The sequence below is a fragment of the Persicitalea sp. genome (assembly GCF_041751555.1).
Taxonomy (GTDB): domain Bacteria; phylum Bacteroidota; class Bacteroidia; order Cytophagales; family Spirosomataceae; genus Persicitalea.
This window is the reverse complement of the sequence record NZ_JBGSXF010000540.1, coordinates 26,687-42,492: the sequence shown is the minus strand read 5'-3', so window position 1 is coordinate 42,492 and position 15,806 is coordinate 26,687. Positions and strand designations below refer to the sequence as shown.

Here is a 15,806-nt window from a genome sequence, read left to right as displayed (position 1 = left end):
TTCCGCACCCAGCGCTTTGGCGCTTTCAATTCTGATGGCATCTAACTGACCAGACAGCCCATGACCCCGGTATTCGGGTGCTACTACCAAACGGTTGAGAGACGCGAGTTTTCTGCTTTCAAAATGTCGCTGGTGTTCGGGTGTCAGCATATCGGCGTAGGGTACATCATCCAGTGAGTCGTGTAAGCTGAGCCGGGCCGCAGCTACGATTTCTTCCCCATCCGTTACGATCCAATGCTTTGCTTTTTTATCGAGTTCATCAAGCCAGGTTTTTTGGGCAAAAAAATCAGGATCGACGCCTTTCTCATTTCGCCAACCCTCTATCCTAAATTTCCCGATGTCTAAGATGCGCTCGGGATAGGTGACTTCAATCAACTCTAAATTAGGCAGACTTCGATACTTTGGCTGTTCCTGGCGATACGCTACGGGACCAGGTGAGCCCAGAGAAAAGGGCGAATGAGGGCGATTCATAGTGAAGTTTTTAAACGCTGAGTAGTTAGTGTGTGTAGAGTACATTCTGAGTGATGAGTGATGAGTGATGAGTGATGAGTGAATGACAGCGAGATCCGGTATTTACTCATTCACTCATTCAAAATTAAAAAGCGCCCCTACCGAAACGTACCGCCGTTCCTGCGGGAAGCGAGAGGCGAAGGTTGTGCCGTCGGCGGTGCGGACGCCGGGAACGAAGTATTCGGTATTGGCTATATTGTTGACCGTTAGTTGCAGGGAAACGCCCCGCACGATGTTCTGGTAGGTAATGGTCGAGTTCAGGATTAGATAGGGGTTGAAACGGGTAATTGGATTGTTACTTCCGAAAGTACCGGCTCCGGTTTTCCGGGCGCTCACGTAGTTGGTGGTCAGATTAGCGCTCAATTTCTCGGTGATTTGGTAGTTGCCGCCCAGATTAAACTGGAAGTCGGCGATGTCGCTGATGCGTTGGTTGGTTTCGAGATCCAGCGGTTTCGCGACCGTGAAATTCCCCCAAATATTCAGGTTTTCTGTCTTGTAAGAACCTTCGCCTTGTAGGCCGTAAATCAACTGTCGGCCCAGAGGCTGAAACTGTGTAGTCGTGCTGCCATCGGGTAGTTGTACCCGGGCCGTACCGATTACGCTACTGTAAATCGCCCGGTAGGCCACCACATTGAATGACAAATCTTTATTCACGCGTAGGTTGCCGCTCACTTCTATGTTTTGTGCCCGCTCGGGCTGTAGACGAGGATTATTGAGCTGACGGTCAGGAGCAGTGCCGTACTTTTGCAGGTTGGAGGCATCCTTAAAAGCCGTGGCGTAAATGGCTTTGAAAATGTACTTGTCTTTGATATAAACGACAGCCAAACGGGGGTTAAACACCGTCCCGTAGCCACCTAAATTCCGAATCCGGTTGTTGTCGAGCCGTAACCCGCCCACCATCTTTAGATAACTTACGGGCCGATATGTCAACTGCGAATAGAGGCCGAGATCATAGCTGCGGTAGTTGTTGCCGCCCACGATGGAATCCACCTGGTAGCCCGTTTCGTCAGGGAATTTACGGGCCGAGCGGATGTAGTCGCCCTGAATGTAGCTGGCGCGGATTTCCAGGCCGCCGCTTACTTCAAGCTGAGGGGAGGGCGTCAGAAAATAGCGCAGTTCATTTCTTAACTGGTTCGAGTAGCGGTAAAAATACTGGGTGGATGTCACGGGCATACGGCCATTGGCCAGGTCGAGGAGCGAATAACGGTTATTATAATAGCCCGAGTAAGAAGCAAGATTGGTGCCACCTTCGATCTCGTGAATCTTGAAAGAAGTAATGTTCAAAACCTGGAATCGCTCGCTAAAAGTCTTATTATAGACGCTGGAAAAAGCGTTGTTAGCCGTGATCCAGCGAGAGCGGTTCGGGGCCGACAACCGCGACTTGTTCGTGTACCAGGGCGTGGCTCCCTCATTGGTCTTCCAACTGTATCCCGACAGCGTCAACTCCTTGAACTCCACTTTTACCCGGACAAAGAAATCCGAGGTCTTATTATCAAACTGCACGGGTTCGCCCGTTACGTCGCTGTCAAAAACGCCTTGGTTATCTAGTTCAGCCGCCTTTTGACGGCCTTCGGACGTGAGCCGAATGGCCGTGGCATCTCCGTTCGCGGCACGGTCGACGGTAAATAAACTACTGTTAGGGAATTTTGTGAGCAGGCCACTGCTATTGAGGTATTTATTCGCCGCTTGTCCTTGCATATCTAAAAGGCCATTGTACTGACCGGCGGTGCGCGGATCGTAATTCCAGGTGTCGGAGTTGCGTGAGAGATCCATTTCGTCGGAGCGGTAATAGCGACCAATGACCGACACAGCCACGTCCTTGGTTTTGCCCGTCAGGATGCCGTCGAAGTAGCCCGTGTTCCAGGTGCCGCCGCGGGTTTGTCCGGTAAAGGCAAGTTTTTTGTTAGTACCCGTACTTTTGGCGTAGCTTTTGGTAATCACATTGATGACGCCCGAGAATGCATTGGCTCCGTAAAGTGTAGAGGCCGGGCCGTAAATTACTTCTACCCGCGCCACGTCGGCGATGGGGTACTGCCGCGAAATGGGGATATTGTTAGAAACCAAATCATTCTCCTCCACGCCGTCGATCAGCAGCAGAATCCGGTCGTTGGAAATCGCTCGGTAGCCGCGCTGGTAAAAGTAGGCGTAGCCGGGGCCATTGCCCTTAGCAATGTCGAAGCCCGGCAAGTCGTGCAGCATTTCTTCCAGACTTTGGTAACCGCGCTGTACGATGTCTTTTTCGGTCAGTACCATCACCGTGGCGGGTACCTGGAGCAGATTCTCAGCCTTCTTGGAAACGGAAGTAATCTCCATGATTTTTTCCTGAAAATCTTTCATATCCTGCACCAAATTTTTGAACTGGTCGGAAGCCGAAAATTCGGGCTCGAACTGTGGGTTGATGACGAGTATCTTTCGGATGGTTTCCGTTGCCCGGCTCACAGAATCCATAGCCAGATAGGTCCTGACCAATATTTTGTATGCCTGCACCCGACCGTTTTCGTTAAAGCCATTCTCGACGCAAGGCAGCAAAATTTCCAGCAACTCATCAAAATTTCCCGTTGCGTATCGCTTCTCTGCCTCAGGCAACATGATCGACTGATCACAAGAATCCTGGGCCTGGACTCTTGCCGATGAAACCAAAAAAAACAACACAAAACCTCCCAAAATCCAAAGCGTAGTTTTCGCTTTGGATGAGTAAGATTTAAGTATTGTTTTCTGTAAATTATAACTCATAAACTCTGAACTAAGTACTTTGTACTACTGCACTGCCGCATCACTCTTCACCGCCTTCTCATACGGAATCTCCTTCCCGATGTAGCGATTCCATTCATCGATAGTCATATCCCGATTGGCTTTCTCCAGTACTTTTTGGTAAAGCTCGTCTGGGTCCACCTGCCAGGATCGGATGGTACGGTCGGCTCCGCCGGCTACGAGCCGCTTGCCATCGGGCGAGAAAGCAAGGCCATATACCCAGGTATCGAAATCGTCCAGCACGATGGGCTGCACCTGCCGATTGATGATATTGCCGTAATTCCAGAGGTGAACCGTCCAGTCGTAACTGCACGAAGCCACCAATTTGCCATCTGGCGAAAATGTTATCTCGTTGACCGGGGAGGTGTGCCTACCCGACAGCGGCAGACCGATGCGGCCGATCTCGTTTTTCTCATACTCCCAGCGATACAGCGAACCCGCCGAATTACCGGTGATCAAGTGTGAGCCGTCGGCATCGAATGCCAGAGCCGTGACGCGGTTGCCGAAGCCGTAGTAGTTGAAGGAGACGGGTTCTTTACTTAAATCTTGTAAATCGAAAATAACTACCCTTCCCTTGTCCGCGCCGCAAGCCAGGTGCCCGCCGTCGGGGGTAAGGCGAGCGCAAAGAATAGGGATGTCGGTTTGTACATTTTGCAATGAATCCAGACCCGTGGGAGTGATTTTCCAGCTACGTAGCGAACCGTCATCGCCAACGCTAATGAGTTGCTCAGAAGATTTGCCCACCAAAACAGTATTAATGATTCCGCTGTGGGCCTGGATGACTTTGGGTATGTTCAGGATTTGGTCAGTTGGCCAGATATAAAGCTTCCCCGTCGCGCTGCCCGCAAACATTTGGTCGCCGCTGCCGGAGAAAGCCAGCGAACGCAGTGACACCGCGCCTTTTTCGTTGGCGGTATAGGATTTCACTTTTGGTTGCCCGCCCGGTTCTGCACTCCACACTTTCACCGTGCCATCGTCGCCCGTGGAAGCGTAGGCGTTGCCGCCGGGTTTGGAAATCACGTTGCGTACCATGCCACTGTGCCAGCGTAGTACCGACTTGGCGTTGGCGGCGTTGGACAGGGCTTTAAAAATCTCGGGGTTATCCTTTTGTCCGCCCGTGCGGAGATTGAAGCGGAAAGCCTGTGCGGCTAGCAAAGCGGGTAGGGCGTCTTGCCCGCTGTCGTTCATCTGGTACGATTGAATAGCGACCGAGCGGGCGACGGCGCGGGCTCGCTGTTGTTCGGCGTCCTTCTGCGAGAGCTGCGCCTCGCGCCGCGACGAGTCGGCCTGAATGCGTAGCACGTCGGCCAAAGCTTTGGATTTTACGGCCAGATCTTTCTGCATTTCGGCCCGCCGCTGGGCGGAGTCGGCCTTGACCTTCTCGATTTCGGCGATTTGCTTGGCGATTTCTGCTTCCAGCCGCTTCACCTCGGCCAGTCGCTGCTCGCGCACGGCGATGGATCGCTGCTCCTCGGTAAGGCGGCGCTGCTGCTCGGCGATGATCTCCTGCTGCTCAGCGATTTTTTTCTGCGAAATAGATTCTTTCGTCTGCTCCTCGGCTCTTATCCGTTCCAGCATGGCCTGCTTCTCCTTTTCCAACGACTGCTTGCGACTCTGTTCGGCGTCGTAGCGCAGCACTAGCGAAATGACCAGGAACAGCAGCGACAGCAGTGAAGCCATGCCCATTACAATGGCGAAATAACGGGCCTTTTTTAACTCCCGTTTTTGTTGGTCCTCATTATTCTTAATCGCATTTTCGTGCTGAATCCTACTGTGATCCAGGTAGTTGATGGCCCGCTCGTAGTACGGGTCATATTTCTCTGCCCATTCCAGCGTAGGATGCTCTTCGCGCAGCCACTGAATGCCCAGTTGCAGTTCAGGATTGACAAGCAGCCCCGTTTTTCCGGCCTGATTCAACGCCGCTGCCGCGCCTATTTTCTTGTAAAGTTTTGCCGACTCGGTCTCCTCGGCAATCCAACCGCCCAGCCGCTCCCAGAGCGTCATGATTTTTTCGAGCGAAATGTCGATGAACGAATCGGAGTCGATACGCTGCGTGTAGGAGGGCGTTAGAAACGACGAACCCTGTTGGCGAAAGCGATTGACAACTTCGGTGAGCAACTCCCGCTCCATGCCCGTCACGCGCACAATGGTGCGCAGCCGCGTGGGGCGCATCACCCCGATGTCGCCGGGCGCCAACACGACCAACGACTTGAATATTTTCTCGGTTGCCAGGCGACACTTGTCATTCGCCAGGCCGTGGTAAATCTCCTCGGCGTGGCGTGACACGGCCTTTTCCATCGTGCCGATGGCTTCGTAGTGGGTTTCGTCGAGTGGTTTTTCCGTTTCCTGACTTTCCCAATAATCCCAAGTACGCATCAGGGCATGCTGCATGATGGGCAGGTGGTCGAAACTACTGCCGATTTCGGTTACCAGCCGATCAGTAAGATCCGGGGCAATCATCGCCTCCTGTAGTTCGATGGGTTTGACGATAGCCCGCCTGATCTCGGCCGGATTCATTTTGGGCAAAAGGTAGTACCCCCGATTGATGACTTCGGTGAAACCCACGTAGTTGGTGCATTCGTCGAGGTAGTCAGAACGCATAGTCAGTACGACGTAGACCGGGCAGTCAGACTGCTGGATCATGTCCATGATTAGCGCAATAAGCTTGGCTGTGGCTCCGGAATGATGGATCTCGTCGTCGCGCTGCTCGGCCGCGCTCGGCTGGGCGTAGCGGAAAACTTCCTCGAATTGGTCGATGACCAGCAGAATATTCTTACCGATCAGTTCCTTGAAGAGACCGTACACTACGCGGGGAGTCTCTCTGATTTTTTTTGCTAATTCCAGGTACCCGTCTTCCGAGCCATACAAATGTACTTGAAGCGCCTGCGCCAATGAGCGAATCGGCGTCGCGCCGGGCTTGAATAGAATGACATTCCACTCGTCGTGGGCCGTGTCGTTAAGTTTATCGCGGTGTAGCGAAGGGATCAAACCCGCCTTGATTAGAGAGGATTTACCACTTCCCGAAGAAGCCACGATCGCTAGAAAGCGGTTCATCGAAAGCTTTACGCGCAATTCTTTGATGTGACTTTCCCGCCCAAAAAACAATTCCGAGTCCTGCGACTCGAAACTCCTTAATCCAGGAAAGGGGTTGGCGTGGCGGGGCATACTATTGGTGTGTAAATTCGGTTATTTTTTTGTTTAAATATTCAAAATTTTAAGTGTTTAATGTAGGGTTTAGGATTAAATTTTGTCAGAAATAATCTCCATTATTTGAAATAATAATTATTATAAATTGAACAGTTGATTTTTTATTTTAGAAGAGAGAGAAAATTATATTTTCAGACTGTTACGGGGGCGATAATTCGCAGGAATTCCGCTCAAACAAAGCGCCCCAAGCTTCTCAAGTCGCCAGGAGCATCTTAAAAATATTTCGATTCTTTCCTTCCACTCGTTCGTAGCTGAAATCGTCTACACCTTTTACAGTAAGAAAGATACCTAGGCCGCCGATTTTTCTTTCTTCCAATGGCTTAGCGAGGTCTTCCTCATCGGGTAGTTCGCGGGCGAGCGGATCGAAGGGGGCGCTCGTGTCCTCGAAAACTACCGTCAGGGCTTCATCCGTTTGCTCGTGTAGGACATCAATGTTCCCTTCCAGGCCCGGCTCCTCGTAGCCGTATAGTACGATGTTGGTCGCGATTTCGTCAACGGCCAGCTTTAGATTGTAGCTGGCCTTTTTATCGAGTCCCGCGCTCTGGGCAATATCCGCGATGTAATGCCGGATCGAGTCGATGGATTCGACTGTGCCGGGGAAGGTTTTTGAGTGCATTGGTTTAAATCAAAAGTCCTGATTTTCAACTGCCGAGGGCTAGAACCCTCGGCAGTTGATTTTAACTATTCCCGGTTTTATTAGCCAGGGTACTTGTCCACAACGCTGACGCTGTGTAGCAGGCCCGTATGCTCGAGCGTGTCCACGATGGGTTGCTGTGGCTTGACGAGGTAAATGTTGAGTGCGGAGCCAATCTTTTGTTTGGAGAAAATAAGTACCCGTAGTCCCGCCGAAGCCATGAAGCTGAGTTTCTCCATGTCCAGTACCAGATCCTTGGGCGATTCCATCGCCACTTTTTCGATTTCCTTTTGAAATAAGCGGGCCGAAAGTGAGTCCAGTTCGCCCTCCAAGTTAATGGTAGCCACTTTGCCGCCGTCGGCCGCGTCTTTTACGTTTGATTTTATTGCGAAGCTCATCTTTTTTTAGTTTTAAGGTTCAAAGTTTATTTGTTTAAACAGGGCCGCCTGGCGGTTTAAAGTCTCCAATCATTTTCCTACTAAAATCATCACTGACCTCGGCCCAACCAGCACGTGGTTTTGGCTGTCGGTGCGGGGTTCTTTGCCGAGAGGACTGACAGCTTCCTTCTCGGGCATGTCGGTGTTGACGAAGACATGCCACTGACGGCCATCGTTAAGTTGTGGCAGGTCGAATGACAGGCCCTCCCAGTACATGTTCATCGCCACGTAAATCGTATCGTCCTTGATTGCGCCTTGCTTGGCGTGGTCGCCGTCGAGCATGAAGGCAAACGAGCGGCTGCTCGGCGAACCGTCGAGCGCCCAGGCGTGGGTACCGTGCAAGCTGATATCCTGGTAACCACTGTTGACGTAGTCGGTATGGGTGAAGTGCGTAGAACTGCGCAACACGGGGTGTGCCTTGCGGAAGCGGATCAGGCTCTGGGTGAACTCGAAAAGGTGTTGGTTCTTTTTGAGCAAAGACCAGTCGAGCCAGTTGAGTTCATTGTCGTGGCAGTAGGTGTTGTTGTTACCGTGCTTAGTGCGACCCATTTCGTCGCCCATCAGGATCATCGGCACACCCTGGCTGACCATCAGGATCGCCAGTGCATTCTTGATCTGCTTGCGACGGAGAAAATTGATCTCGATGTCGTCGGTATCACCTTCTGCTCCGCAGTTCCAGGAGTTGTTGTCGTTAGCCCCATCGCGGTTCTCTTCGGCATTGGCCTCGTTGTGCTTTTCGTTGTAAGCAAAGGTGTCGTAAAGGGTAAAACCGTCGTGGCAGGTAATGAAATTTATACTCGCGGTCGGCCCACGGTAGTAGTACAGGTCGGGCGAACCCTGAATGCGTTGTACCATTTCGCCCACCATTCCTTCGTCGCCTTTGAGGAACTTGCGGAGCGCGTCACGGTACTTGCCGTTCCACTCGGCCCAGCGACCGTAGGCCGGGAAAGTACCGACCTGATAGAGTCCGCCCGCGTCCCAGGCTTCGGCGATGAGTTTACACTTGGCCAGAATTGGGTCGTAAGCCAGCGACTCTAACAGTGGCGGATTGCTCAACGGACTGCCGTCCTGCGCCCGACCCAGAATGGCGGCGAGGTCGAAGCGGAAGCCGTCGATATGGTAGTCGGCGGCCCAGTAGCGCAGGCAGTCTAGTACCATGTCGCGTACCACGGGGTTATTGCAATTCAGCGTATTGCCCGTTCCCGAAAAGTTGAAATAATACCCTTCGGGCGTGAGCATGTAATATGTCTTGTTGTCGATGCCCCGGAATGAAATCGTGTGGCCACGGTGGTCGCCTTCGGCAGTGTGGTTAAACACTACGTCGAGTATGACTTCGATGCCGTTTTTGTGCAATTCTTTGATGACCGTTTTCAGCTCATCTACCTGCATCCCAAACTTGCCGGTGGCGGCGTAACCCGCTTTGGGCGAAAAGAAATTGACGGTGCTGTACCCCCAAAAATTAACTAGCATTTCGCCCGTAACGGGGTTGGGCTTACTATTTTCCCATTCGTCGTATTCGTAGATCGGCATCAGTTCAATGCAGTTGACACCGAGTTCTTTCAGGTACGCAATCTTCTGTTTTATGGCGCTGAAGGTACCGCCGTTTTTTACTTTGGCGTTCTCATGCTTGGTGAATGCGCGGACGTGCATCTCGTAAATCACCAGATCCTCGATCGGGTACTCCAGCGGGTGGTCGTTTTCCCAGTCGAAATCCTCGAAAGCAAGCCGTGAGCGGTAGGGATACACGTCGTCCCAGTTGGGTTCGGCCAGCCAAGTGTCGCGCCCCCCGAGGGATCGTGCGTAGGGATCACTAAGGATGACGCTCTTGTCGAAGCGGTGGCCGCGTTCGGGCGCAAAAGGCCCGTCCATTCGGTAACCATATTCCAGCCGCTCGACGTCGAGGTCGAAGACGGTCATGCAATACACATCGCCCACCCGAAATTCGTCGGGAAACGGGATTTCAACGAAAGGCTTGTCAGCCCCGCGATCAAACAGAACGAGCGTACAGGCTGTAGCCGCGCTGGAACTGATGCTGAAATTGACGCCGTTCGGTACGGTGGTTGCCCCGAAGGGCATGGCGTGACCGCGCCGGAACTTGACGCCCTCATGTTCGTGGGTTGGGTAGTAATCAATTCGTATGTCGTTGATACTCTTACTGAGTATGGCGGTTTTTACCGGAGCCGCTTTGGCGGGCTCCGCTTTTGCTTTGGTAGTTTTTGTCTTTACAGTAGCCATTAGCTGAGTTCTTTTACACCGTCTTCGAGAAGCTCGGTCAGGGTGAAGAAATTGATAAAGCCCGTGTTTTCCATCACTTCCTGGATTTCCTCAGAAACCCCGACGAGGACGATCTTACCGTCACGAGCCTTAACCTGCCGGTAGAGCATGAGCAACGAACGCAGCCCCGCGCTGGATAGGAACTCTACCTGGCTGAGGTCAATGATGACCTTGTCCTCGTCCTGCGTGGCCGCGATGCTTGCTTTCTCGAACTCCCCGGCGGTACGGCTGTCGATGTTGCCCTCGGCCTCGATGACAGTAATGTCTTTGATGGTTTTTGTGGTAACTTTCATGATTTTAGAATGATGAGTGATGAATGATGAGTGATGAATTTTTGGGTTCGACCAGATCATCACTCTTCCACTTACTTTTTCGGCGTGAGCAGTACTTTCACCCGCACTTGCTCTTCCCCTTTGGGTAGCGTAACGGTCAGTTTCTCGGCGTCGTAATTGTCGTAAGGCTTGTCGTTGATGTAGCATTCGGTGATGCTGATGCTTCCTTCGGGCAGGATATCTGGCGATACGCGCAGGATACCATTCTCAAAGGCGTTCGGGTAGGGTTTGAAATAAAAGTAAGTGGGCGTCTTGGTGATGAGCAGGTTGACATAGACTGTGGACAGAAAGCAAAGTTCCATGCTGTGGTAGGCGCTCATCGAGTGACTACCCTTGAAGCGCTCGGTACCGAGCAGGTAGGGCATCCCGTTGCCGAAGACGTTGAAGTACACCCCGCCGTCGTCAGTGTCGAGGAAGAAGGCATTGTAGAACGCCGCCGCCTCACGGGCGTGTTTCTGATATTCTTCCTTTCCGTCGATGCCTTGCAGAATCATGTAGCACAGAATAGCCTGCTCTTGCTGCCACCATGCCTTGCGGTCATGCCACACAAATTGATGGTGGCCGTTGACGATGGTTTCGCGCTCCACCACGTCGTACCAGCCGCCGCGCTGTCGGTCGGAACCCGCGTCGGGCATGAGTTCGGCGATCTTTTCGGCAAATTCCTGGTAGGATTCTTTGTACTTCAGCGACTGCATGCGCATGAGATTCCAGGCGATTTTGAGGTTGTGACCCGCCACGGCGCGGTTTTGCTGCCAGCCCCAGCTTTGATCCTTGCTCCAGTCGTCCATGAATTTTTCCTGCACGAATGGGCTGTTTTCGTAGTCGGGGAAGTACTTCGTGATGGTATCGAAGGTGTACTCCAAGAAATCGGCGTGGGCTTTTTCGCCTGTGGCCAGATAGAGGTTGATAAGGTAAGCCGGGGCGTGATCACCTACGGAATTCCAGTTTTTTCGCGCCATGTTATGGGCCAGCGACTCTTCCTTGGCGCTCAGCGAAATGGGGTGGATGTGCGAGTAGTAGCCCTCGCCATCGTGGTCTTTGTAGTATTTTTCAAAAAGGTCGAGCGTCTTATCGATGTCGTAGCGGATGCGGGCATCGCCCGTCAGGCGGTAGGTCTGGGTTGGACCAGCCAGCGCGTAAATCTGTTCGTACATCGGGATCGAGTCCAGGTCGTCGCCGAATTCGGATGTCAGGAGTTTGGTTTCCTTCTGACCTTCCACTTTCAGGCCGTGGTACCAATAAACCAGGTCGTCGTCCTGGTCGAAAAAGCGAAGGTGTTCACGTAGGTACTCGGTACCCAGCTCGGCTCCTTCCAGAAATTCATCTTGACCCGTCAACATGTAGGCCGACGCCAGGCCATACACCATCCGGGAAATGGTATCGGTCTCTTGCAAGTAATCACCCTGCTTGGTTCCCGCCAAATTCAGCAGTGTACGGTAATTGTTGTAATTGATTCGCTCGTTGGGGTAGTCGAATTGCCACTTCAGGTAACTCGTTCCCAGCGATCTGATTTGCTCTATCCACCAGTTCGGCTCCTCGTGGCGGTACTCACCCGCTTTGTGACCCGGGAAAATGATCCACTGGCCTTCGAAGATATTCTCCGACGTTTCCTGGCCGGGATAGAAAGTGCCATACACAAACACGTGCTGCCCTTTGTTGGACAGAAGCTCATCCAACTGTCCTGAAGCATCCTGGTAGCCTTCGGTCAGATTCCGCGTAGTACGGGCGTAAAGCGATGGCGTCATGTTGATCTTGAAGGGCCGGCCGTCGGAAGTTTCGAGCGAAAACCACCGCTCCTCCGGCTTGTAGTCGGTTACGTAGCCCGCGATGGTGTCTGAGAAGGTGAAGTCGATTTTCATAAGATTGAGTTTGGAGTTTATAGGTAGGTGAGTTTATGAGTGGGACGGTAAATTTGAGCTATCTTTATAACCCTGCGTTATCTCTACAATATTTCCCTCTGGATCTTTGAGCCAGGCAGTTTTCCAGCCGGGGATGAAGTCGTCGAAGCGAAGTGGGCCAAGACTTAGCACGGCATCTTTTCCCATTTCTTCCAGCTTGGCATCCACGTCGTCCACTTGAAAAGCGATGTGGCGCAGGCCGGGGTAGTGCGGGCCGTCGGCTCCGGCCATCTCGCAGGGTCTTTCTTCTTCTGGGGGGAAAACTTCCAGGTAGAAGCCGTCGTCATTTTTGAGAAAGATCAACTCAGCGTCGTCGCCTAGGTCGATGACTCGTGCTCGCTCGAAACCAAAGTGTTTGGCGTAAAAGGACTCGAACGGAGCTAAGTCTTTGACCGTAACCGCGATGTGGAAGAAAGACGTTTTCATATTTTATAAAATTTATCAAGCTGGATCGGACAGTATTTCAATAATCTTAGCGGCAAAAAGATGGGCATGCCCGCCTGAACGACCTGTGACCAGATCGCCATCCACAACTACATCTTCATTGGTGTATATTGCCCCGTAGGCTTTGGCATCGCCGATCAGGTTATTGTGGCAAACCAACGGGCGACCTTTCACCAGTTCAGTCGCCGGAGCGGTAAGCCATAGGCCGTGACAAATGATGCCTTTCAAAATTCCCGGCTCGGCGAAGGCGCGTTTCAAAAACTCAGTCGCGGGCGGAATTTTTGTTACATCTTCTGTATAACGTAACCGATCCGACACCATTCCTGACGGGACTATGATGGCGTCGTAGCTGCGCAATTCCTCGTCGCTCATGTTCTCAAAACTCTCGTTGCACTCCATTGGAGCCCGGTATTCGTGCCCATGAAAAGTAATGCTGGGATTCCCCCAAAGCCGGGTCAGAAAGTGCAGCTCGGCCCCCTCCTCCGGGAAGCGGAACTTATAGTAAAATATCTCATTCTCGAAGTAGTCGGCCTCGAACAATACGCCGATTTTTTTTCCTTTTAATTTCATAGTTATAACGTTGGAGTGATTTGGCAGCGGTGGTTCTGTGGGTTAATGGTCAAGGGTTAAAAGGTTAAGAGTGACTTGGATTCTTCGTAGATATTCTTAAATGTCAGTATCTAACTATTCAGGTTTAAGTTAACAAAGACCAAGGCTGGATAGACAGCGGAATAAAATCGTAGAATGCCGATTGGCCTTTCGACCGTTGACCCTTGACCGAAAAGTATTTTACACCATTAAAACTGCCCTCTTGATCAGCGTTTTGGACAAGTTGAACAGATGGCTGCCGAGGGTGAGTTCGGGGTTGTAAAGCGTTAATCGTTCTTCGCCCAGCTTACGGGTAGCTTGTTCTATATTTTCGGTTGAGCAGTCTTTCCCTCGCAGGGCCGCGCTCACCCGCCGCAGCGGAGCCGGGAGTCGCGTGCAACCCGAAAGTACCAGCCGGACTTCGTCGAGCGTATCGCCGGATTTACGTGCCCAGACCGCCACGCCGCATACGGCCTGCCCCGAGCGCAGGTAGTCGATCGATTGATAGTTGCTGTTTTGTTGGCTGCCGGGCCTGAATCTGGACGAAGGGGTATTTGGGATGTAAAAATCGGTAATCACTTCTTCGGCCCTGAGTTTCAGGCTATCCAGCGACAAATATTTGAGCAGCCCGATCGAGCGTTCCCGGATGGGCCCGGTAATGAACAGTTCGGTATCGAGTGCAATCAGGGCCGCCGCCAATCCTTGTACCTCCGCTTCTCCGCTCAACACCTGCCTCATGTCGCCCTGGCGAGTGGCGGTCGGTTGCAGCAGGCTGCGAAGTGCCATTTGCAGCGCCGGGTAGTACCACACGCAGGGCTGTTGCGCCAATGCTTGGAAACTTACCGTAAGCCCGATACGCAAACCACCATCCGGCTCCACCGATACGTCGGCGGGAACCGGAAGCGGATTTGGTTTACGATGGCGCATGGCGTTTTGGGGCGGAGAAACGGGGTACATCATTTATCAGCTATACTGTTCAAAAGTTAAATTGATCAGGCCAGTGAGCCGTCGGGATGCTGCACCATGCCCGCAAAGTGGATGGCGATCTTGCCGTCTTTCAGCACCCAGCTATCGGCGAAGCGCATTTCGCTTTTTTCTCCGTCCACGGTCATCGTGATTTGCTCGGTAATCATCAGCGTTTCGGGGTCTTCGGTTTCGGCCCAGAACACGATGTCGGTTTCCAGGCCGTCGATGCCCAGGATGCCCTGCATATGTTCGTTGATTCGCTCCCGGCCTTTGTAGATCACGGGCTTCTTAGAAAAACTGCTGATGAGCAGGGCGTCGTCGGTGTACTGGTCGAGCAGGGCGTCGATGTCTTTGTCGAGAATGTGCTGGATATGTTCTTTATACATCTTGCCCAGCTTGGTATTAGGCACGTTTTTCATGTCATTGAGATATTGGTAGTTACGTTAGGTCTGGTGGCGTGTTCTCTTGCTTAGGGCTGGTACTCGAACAGCATATAGTTGGACATGATCAGGGTGAGTTCCAGTTTGTAGTCGGGGTACTTTTTCTTGATGCTGTCGATGAGTTCATCACCCTGCAATCCTTTGGCGAGCTGCGCTTTGACAAATTCCAGGTAACCGATCATAGTCGGGATGATTGCGGGCGTGGTGGGGTCGCCGTGACCGGGGATGATGCGCTCGTAGTTTTTTTCCTGGAAAGATTTGAGTACTCCGATCCAGTTATCGACGCTCAATTCGCCAGTACTGGTCTTCTCACCGAAGTAGGGGTAGGCCCCGTTGTAGATCAAGTCCTGCGACAGCAGGGTTTTATGTTCGGGTAGTTCGAGTACCATGTTGCAAGGGCATTCGGTGTCAAGTATTTTGATCAAATTGATCTTCTCACCGTCGAAGTCGAAAGTACCTTCCTGCGCCTCGATAGTGGGAACCACCTTACGGTCGGGGATCACCTCCGGGTCGTCAGGGTGAAGCTTGCGGTGGTAGTCGAGGACAAAATCAGCCAGGGCATTGATGATGCCGATGGTTTCGGGCAATGCTTCCATGCGATAGCCTTCGAAGGAGGCCGCACCGAACCAGTGATCCGGGTGGTGGTGGGTAATCAGAATCTTTTCCAGCGGCTTACCCAGGCTTTCGATGTACTGCCGGAGTTCGTTGGCGTGGGGCACCAGTTGCAGGGTGTCCACCAGGAGCAGTTTGTTGGGCGTTTCGATCAACTGAGCGTTGACCCATTCTCCCGACTCGGGGGCCTGCACGCAGTGGACTGTGGTGCTTCCCAGTTCAATTTTCTTTACGTTGAGATATTCGAGTTTCATGGTTTCAAGGATTTGGTAAAATTAGAGTTGGGCCGATCCTTCGTAATATTCGAGGCCGTCCACGGTGTATTTGGTGATGAGCGCGTTGCCCTCCGCATCGGCCATCACTTCCCAGGTCTGGAAGGCGTCGAGCGTGATGCGCTTGCTTTCGGCGTCGGGGGCGTTCCAAACGCTAGCCTCCCACTTCACGACCACTTTGGACACGGCCTTGTCGCCGTCTATTTTGGATTCCACCGACTTCACCGTATGGACTTCGTCAAAAAAAATGCGGATCACACGCTGGTACCAGCCCTCGAATCCGGCGTAGCCATACACGGTCGCTTCGGGAAAGACCATTTCCAGTCCGTCGTCGATGAGCATGGGAAGTACCTCCACCATCGGTGCGTGGACGTCAAGTTTGCGATACCAGTCTTTGGCCATTTTTTCAATCGTTTCTTTTTTAAGCATGATTTCTTTTTC

General features: G+C 52.3%; 14 protein-coding genes. All 14 read right to left on the bottom strand.

From position 1 onward, the window contains the following. Window positions 1–471: GNAT family N-acetyltransferase (locus ACEW8P_RS19445; RefSeq protein WP_373514741.1), on the bottom strand; the 471-nt coding region annotated here is incomplete at its 3' end. A 114-nt stretch (window positions 472–585) separates the two neighbouring features. Then, the gene (locus ACEW8P_RS19440; RefSeq protein ID WP_373514740.1) at window positions 586–3,099 is read right to left on the bottom strand and encodes a TonB-dependent receptor plug domain-containing protein; all 2,514 of its coding nucleotides are present in this window, start codon (window positions 3,097–3,099) and stop codon (window positions 586–588) included. Window positions 3,100–3,267: 168 nt separating this feature from the next. After that, window positions 3,268–6,426: a hypothetical protein gene (locus ACEW8P_RS19435; protein WP_373514739.1), complete on the bottom strand. Its 3,159-nt coding sequence runs from the start codon at window positions 6,424–6,426 to the stop codon at window positions 3,268–3,270. A gap of 235 nt (window positions 6,427–6,661) precedes the next feature. Beyond that, window positions 6,662–7,084 carry an ATP-binding protein gene (locus ACEW8P_RS19430; RefSeq protein ID WP_373514738.1) on the bottom strand — a complete coding sequence of 141 codons (423 nt, stop codon included), beginning with the start codon at window positions 7,082–7,084 and terminating at the stop codon, window positions 6,662–6,664. Between the two features lie 80 nt (window positions 7,085–7,164). Further along, on the bottom strand, window positions 7,165–7,500 hold the full coding sequence (locus ACEW8P_RS19425) for an anti-sigma factor antagonist (RefSeq protein ID WP_373514737.1): 336 nt from the start codon (window positions 7,498–7,500) through the stop codon (window positions 7,165–7,167). A gap of 69 nt (window positions 7,501–7,569) precedes the next feature. Continuing rightward, window positions 7,570–9,774 carry a glycogen debranching protein GlgX gene (gene glgX / locus ACEW8P_RS19420; RefSeq protein WP_373514736.1) on the bottom strand — a complete coding sequence of 735 codons (2,205 nt, stop codon included), beginning with the start codon at window positions 9,772–9,774 and terminating at the stop codon, window positions 7,570–7,572. Next, window positions 9,774–10,106 (bottom strand): STAS domain-containing protein, encoded by a 333-nt coding sequence (locus ACEW8P_RS19415; RefSeq protein ID WP_373514735.1) that lies wholly within the window; start codon window positions 10,104–10,106, stop codon window positions 9,774–9,776. The genes glgX and ACEW8P_RS19415 overlap by 1 nt, the downstream gene beginning before the upstream one ends. A gap of 71 nt (window positions 10,107–10,177) precedes the next feature. Beyond that, entirely contained in the window at window positions 10,178–12,004 is a 1,827-nt protein-coding gene (locus ACEW8P_RS19410; protein WP_373514734.1) for an AGE family epimerase/isomerase, read from the bottom strand. A gap of 33 nt (window positions 12,005–12,037) precedes the next feature. After that, window positions 12,038–12,469: a VOC family protein gene (locus ACEW8P_RS19405; protein ID WP_373514733.1), complete on the bottom strand. Its 432-nt coding sequence runs from the start codon at window positions 12,467–12,469 to the stop codon at window positions 12,038–12,040. A 15-nt stretch (window positions 12,470–12,484) separates the two neighbouring features. Then, window positions 12,485–13,057, bottom strand: a complete 573-nt coding sequence (locus ACEW8P_RS19400; protein WP_373514732.1) for a DJ-1/PfpI family protein — start codon at window positions 13,055–13,057, stop codon at window positions 12,485–12,487. A 219-nt stretch (window positions 13,058–13,276) separates the two neighbouring features. Beyond that, window positions 13,277–14,002, bottom strand: a complete 726-nt coding sequence (locus tag ACEW8P_RS19395; protein ID WP_373514731.1) for a hypothetical protein — start codon at window positions 14,000–14,002, stop codon at window positions 13,277–13,279. 65 nt (window positions 14,003–14,067) lie between these two features. Further along, on the bottom strand, window positions 14,068–14,460 hold the full coding sequence (locus ACEW8P_RS19390; protein WP_373514730.1) for a nuclear transport factor 2 family protein: 393 nt from the start codon (window positions 14,458–14,460) through the stop codon (window positions 14,068–14,070). Window positions 14,461–14,510: 50 nt separating this feature from the next. Further along, the gene (locus ACEW8P_RS19385; protein WP_373514729.1) at window positions 14,511–15,347 is read right to left on the bottom strand and encodes an MBL fold metallo-hydrolase; all 837 of its coding nucleotides are present in this window, start codon (window positions 15,345–15,347) and stop codon (window positions 14,511–14,513) included. A gap of 21 nt (window positions 15,348–15,368) precedes the next feature. Next, a complete protein-coding gene (locus ACEW8P_RS19380) occupies window positions 15,369–15,794 on the bottom strand; it encodes a hypothetical protein (protein WP_373514728.1) in 426 nt (141 codons plus the stop codon). Between the last annotated feature and the right edge of the window lie 12 nt (window positions 15,795–15,806).

Coding starts and splice junctions, on each gene's coding strand:
- ACEW8P_RS19440 (WP_373514740.1), bottom strand. CDS start 3,099: ATGTTGCCTGAGGCAGAGAAGCGATACGCAACGGGAAATTTTGATGAG.
- ACEW8P_RS19435 (WP_373514739.1), bottom strand. CDS start 6,426: ATGCCCCGCCACGCCAACCCCTTTCCTGGATTAAGGAGTTTCGAGTCG.
- ACEW8P_RS19430 (WP_373514738.1), bottom strand. CDS start 7,084: ATGCACTCAAAAACCTTCCCCGGCACAGTCGAATCCATCGACTCGATC.
- ACEW8P_RS19425 (WP_373514737.1), bottom strand. CDS start 7,500: ATGAGCTTCGCAATAAAATCAAACGTAAAAGACGCGGCCGACGGCGGC.
- glgX (WP_373514736.1), bottom strand. CDS start 9,774: ATGGCTACTGTAAAGACAAAAACTACCAAAGCAAAAGCGGAGCCCGCC.
- ACEW8P_RS19415 (WP_373514735.1), bottom strand. CDS start 10,106: ATGAAAGTTACCACAAAAACCATCAAAGACATTACTGTCATCGAGGCC.
- ACEW8P_RS19410 (WP_373514734.1), bottom strand. CDS start 12,004: ATGAAAATCGACTTCACCTTCTCAGACACCATCGCGGGCTACGTAACC.
- ACEW8P_RS19405 (WP_373514733.1), bottom strand. CDS start 12,469: ATGAAAACGTCTTTCTTCCACATCGCGGTTACGGTCAAAGACTTAGCT.
- ACEW8P_RS19400 (WP_373514732.1), bottom strand. CDS start 13,057: ATGAAATTAAAAGGAAAAAAAATCGGCGTATTGTTCGAGGCCGACTAC.
- ACEW8P_RS19395 (WP_373514731.1), bottom strand. CDS start 14,002: ATGCGCCATCGTAAACCAAATCCGCTTCCGGTTCCCGCCGACGTATCG.
- ACEW8P_RS19390 (WP_373514730.1), bottom strand. CDS start 14,460: ATGAAAAACGTGCCTAATACCAAGCTGGGCAAGATGTATAAAGAACAT.
- ACEW8P_RS19385 (WP_373514729.1), bottom strand. CDS start 15,347: ATGAAACTCGAATATCTCAACGTAAAGAAAATTGAACTGGGAAGCACC.
- ACEW8P_RS19380 (WP_373514728.1), bottom strand. CDS start 15,794: ATGCTTAAAAAAGAAACGATTGAAAAAATGGCCAAAGACTGGTATCGC.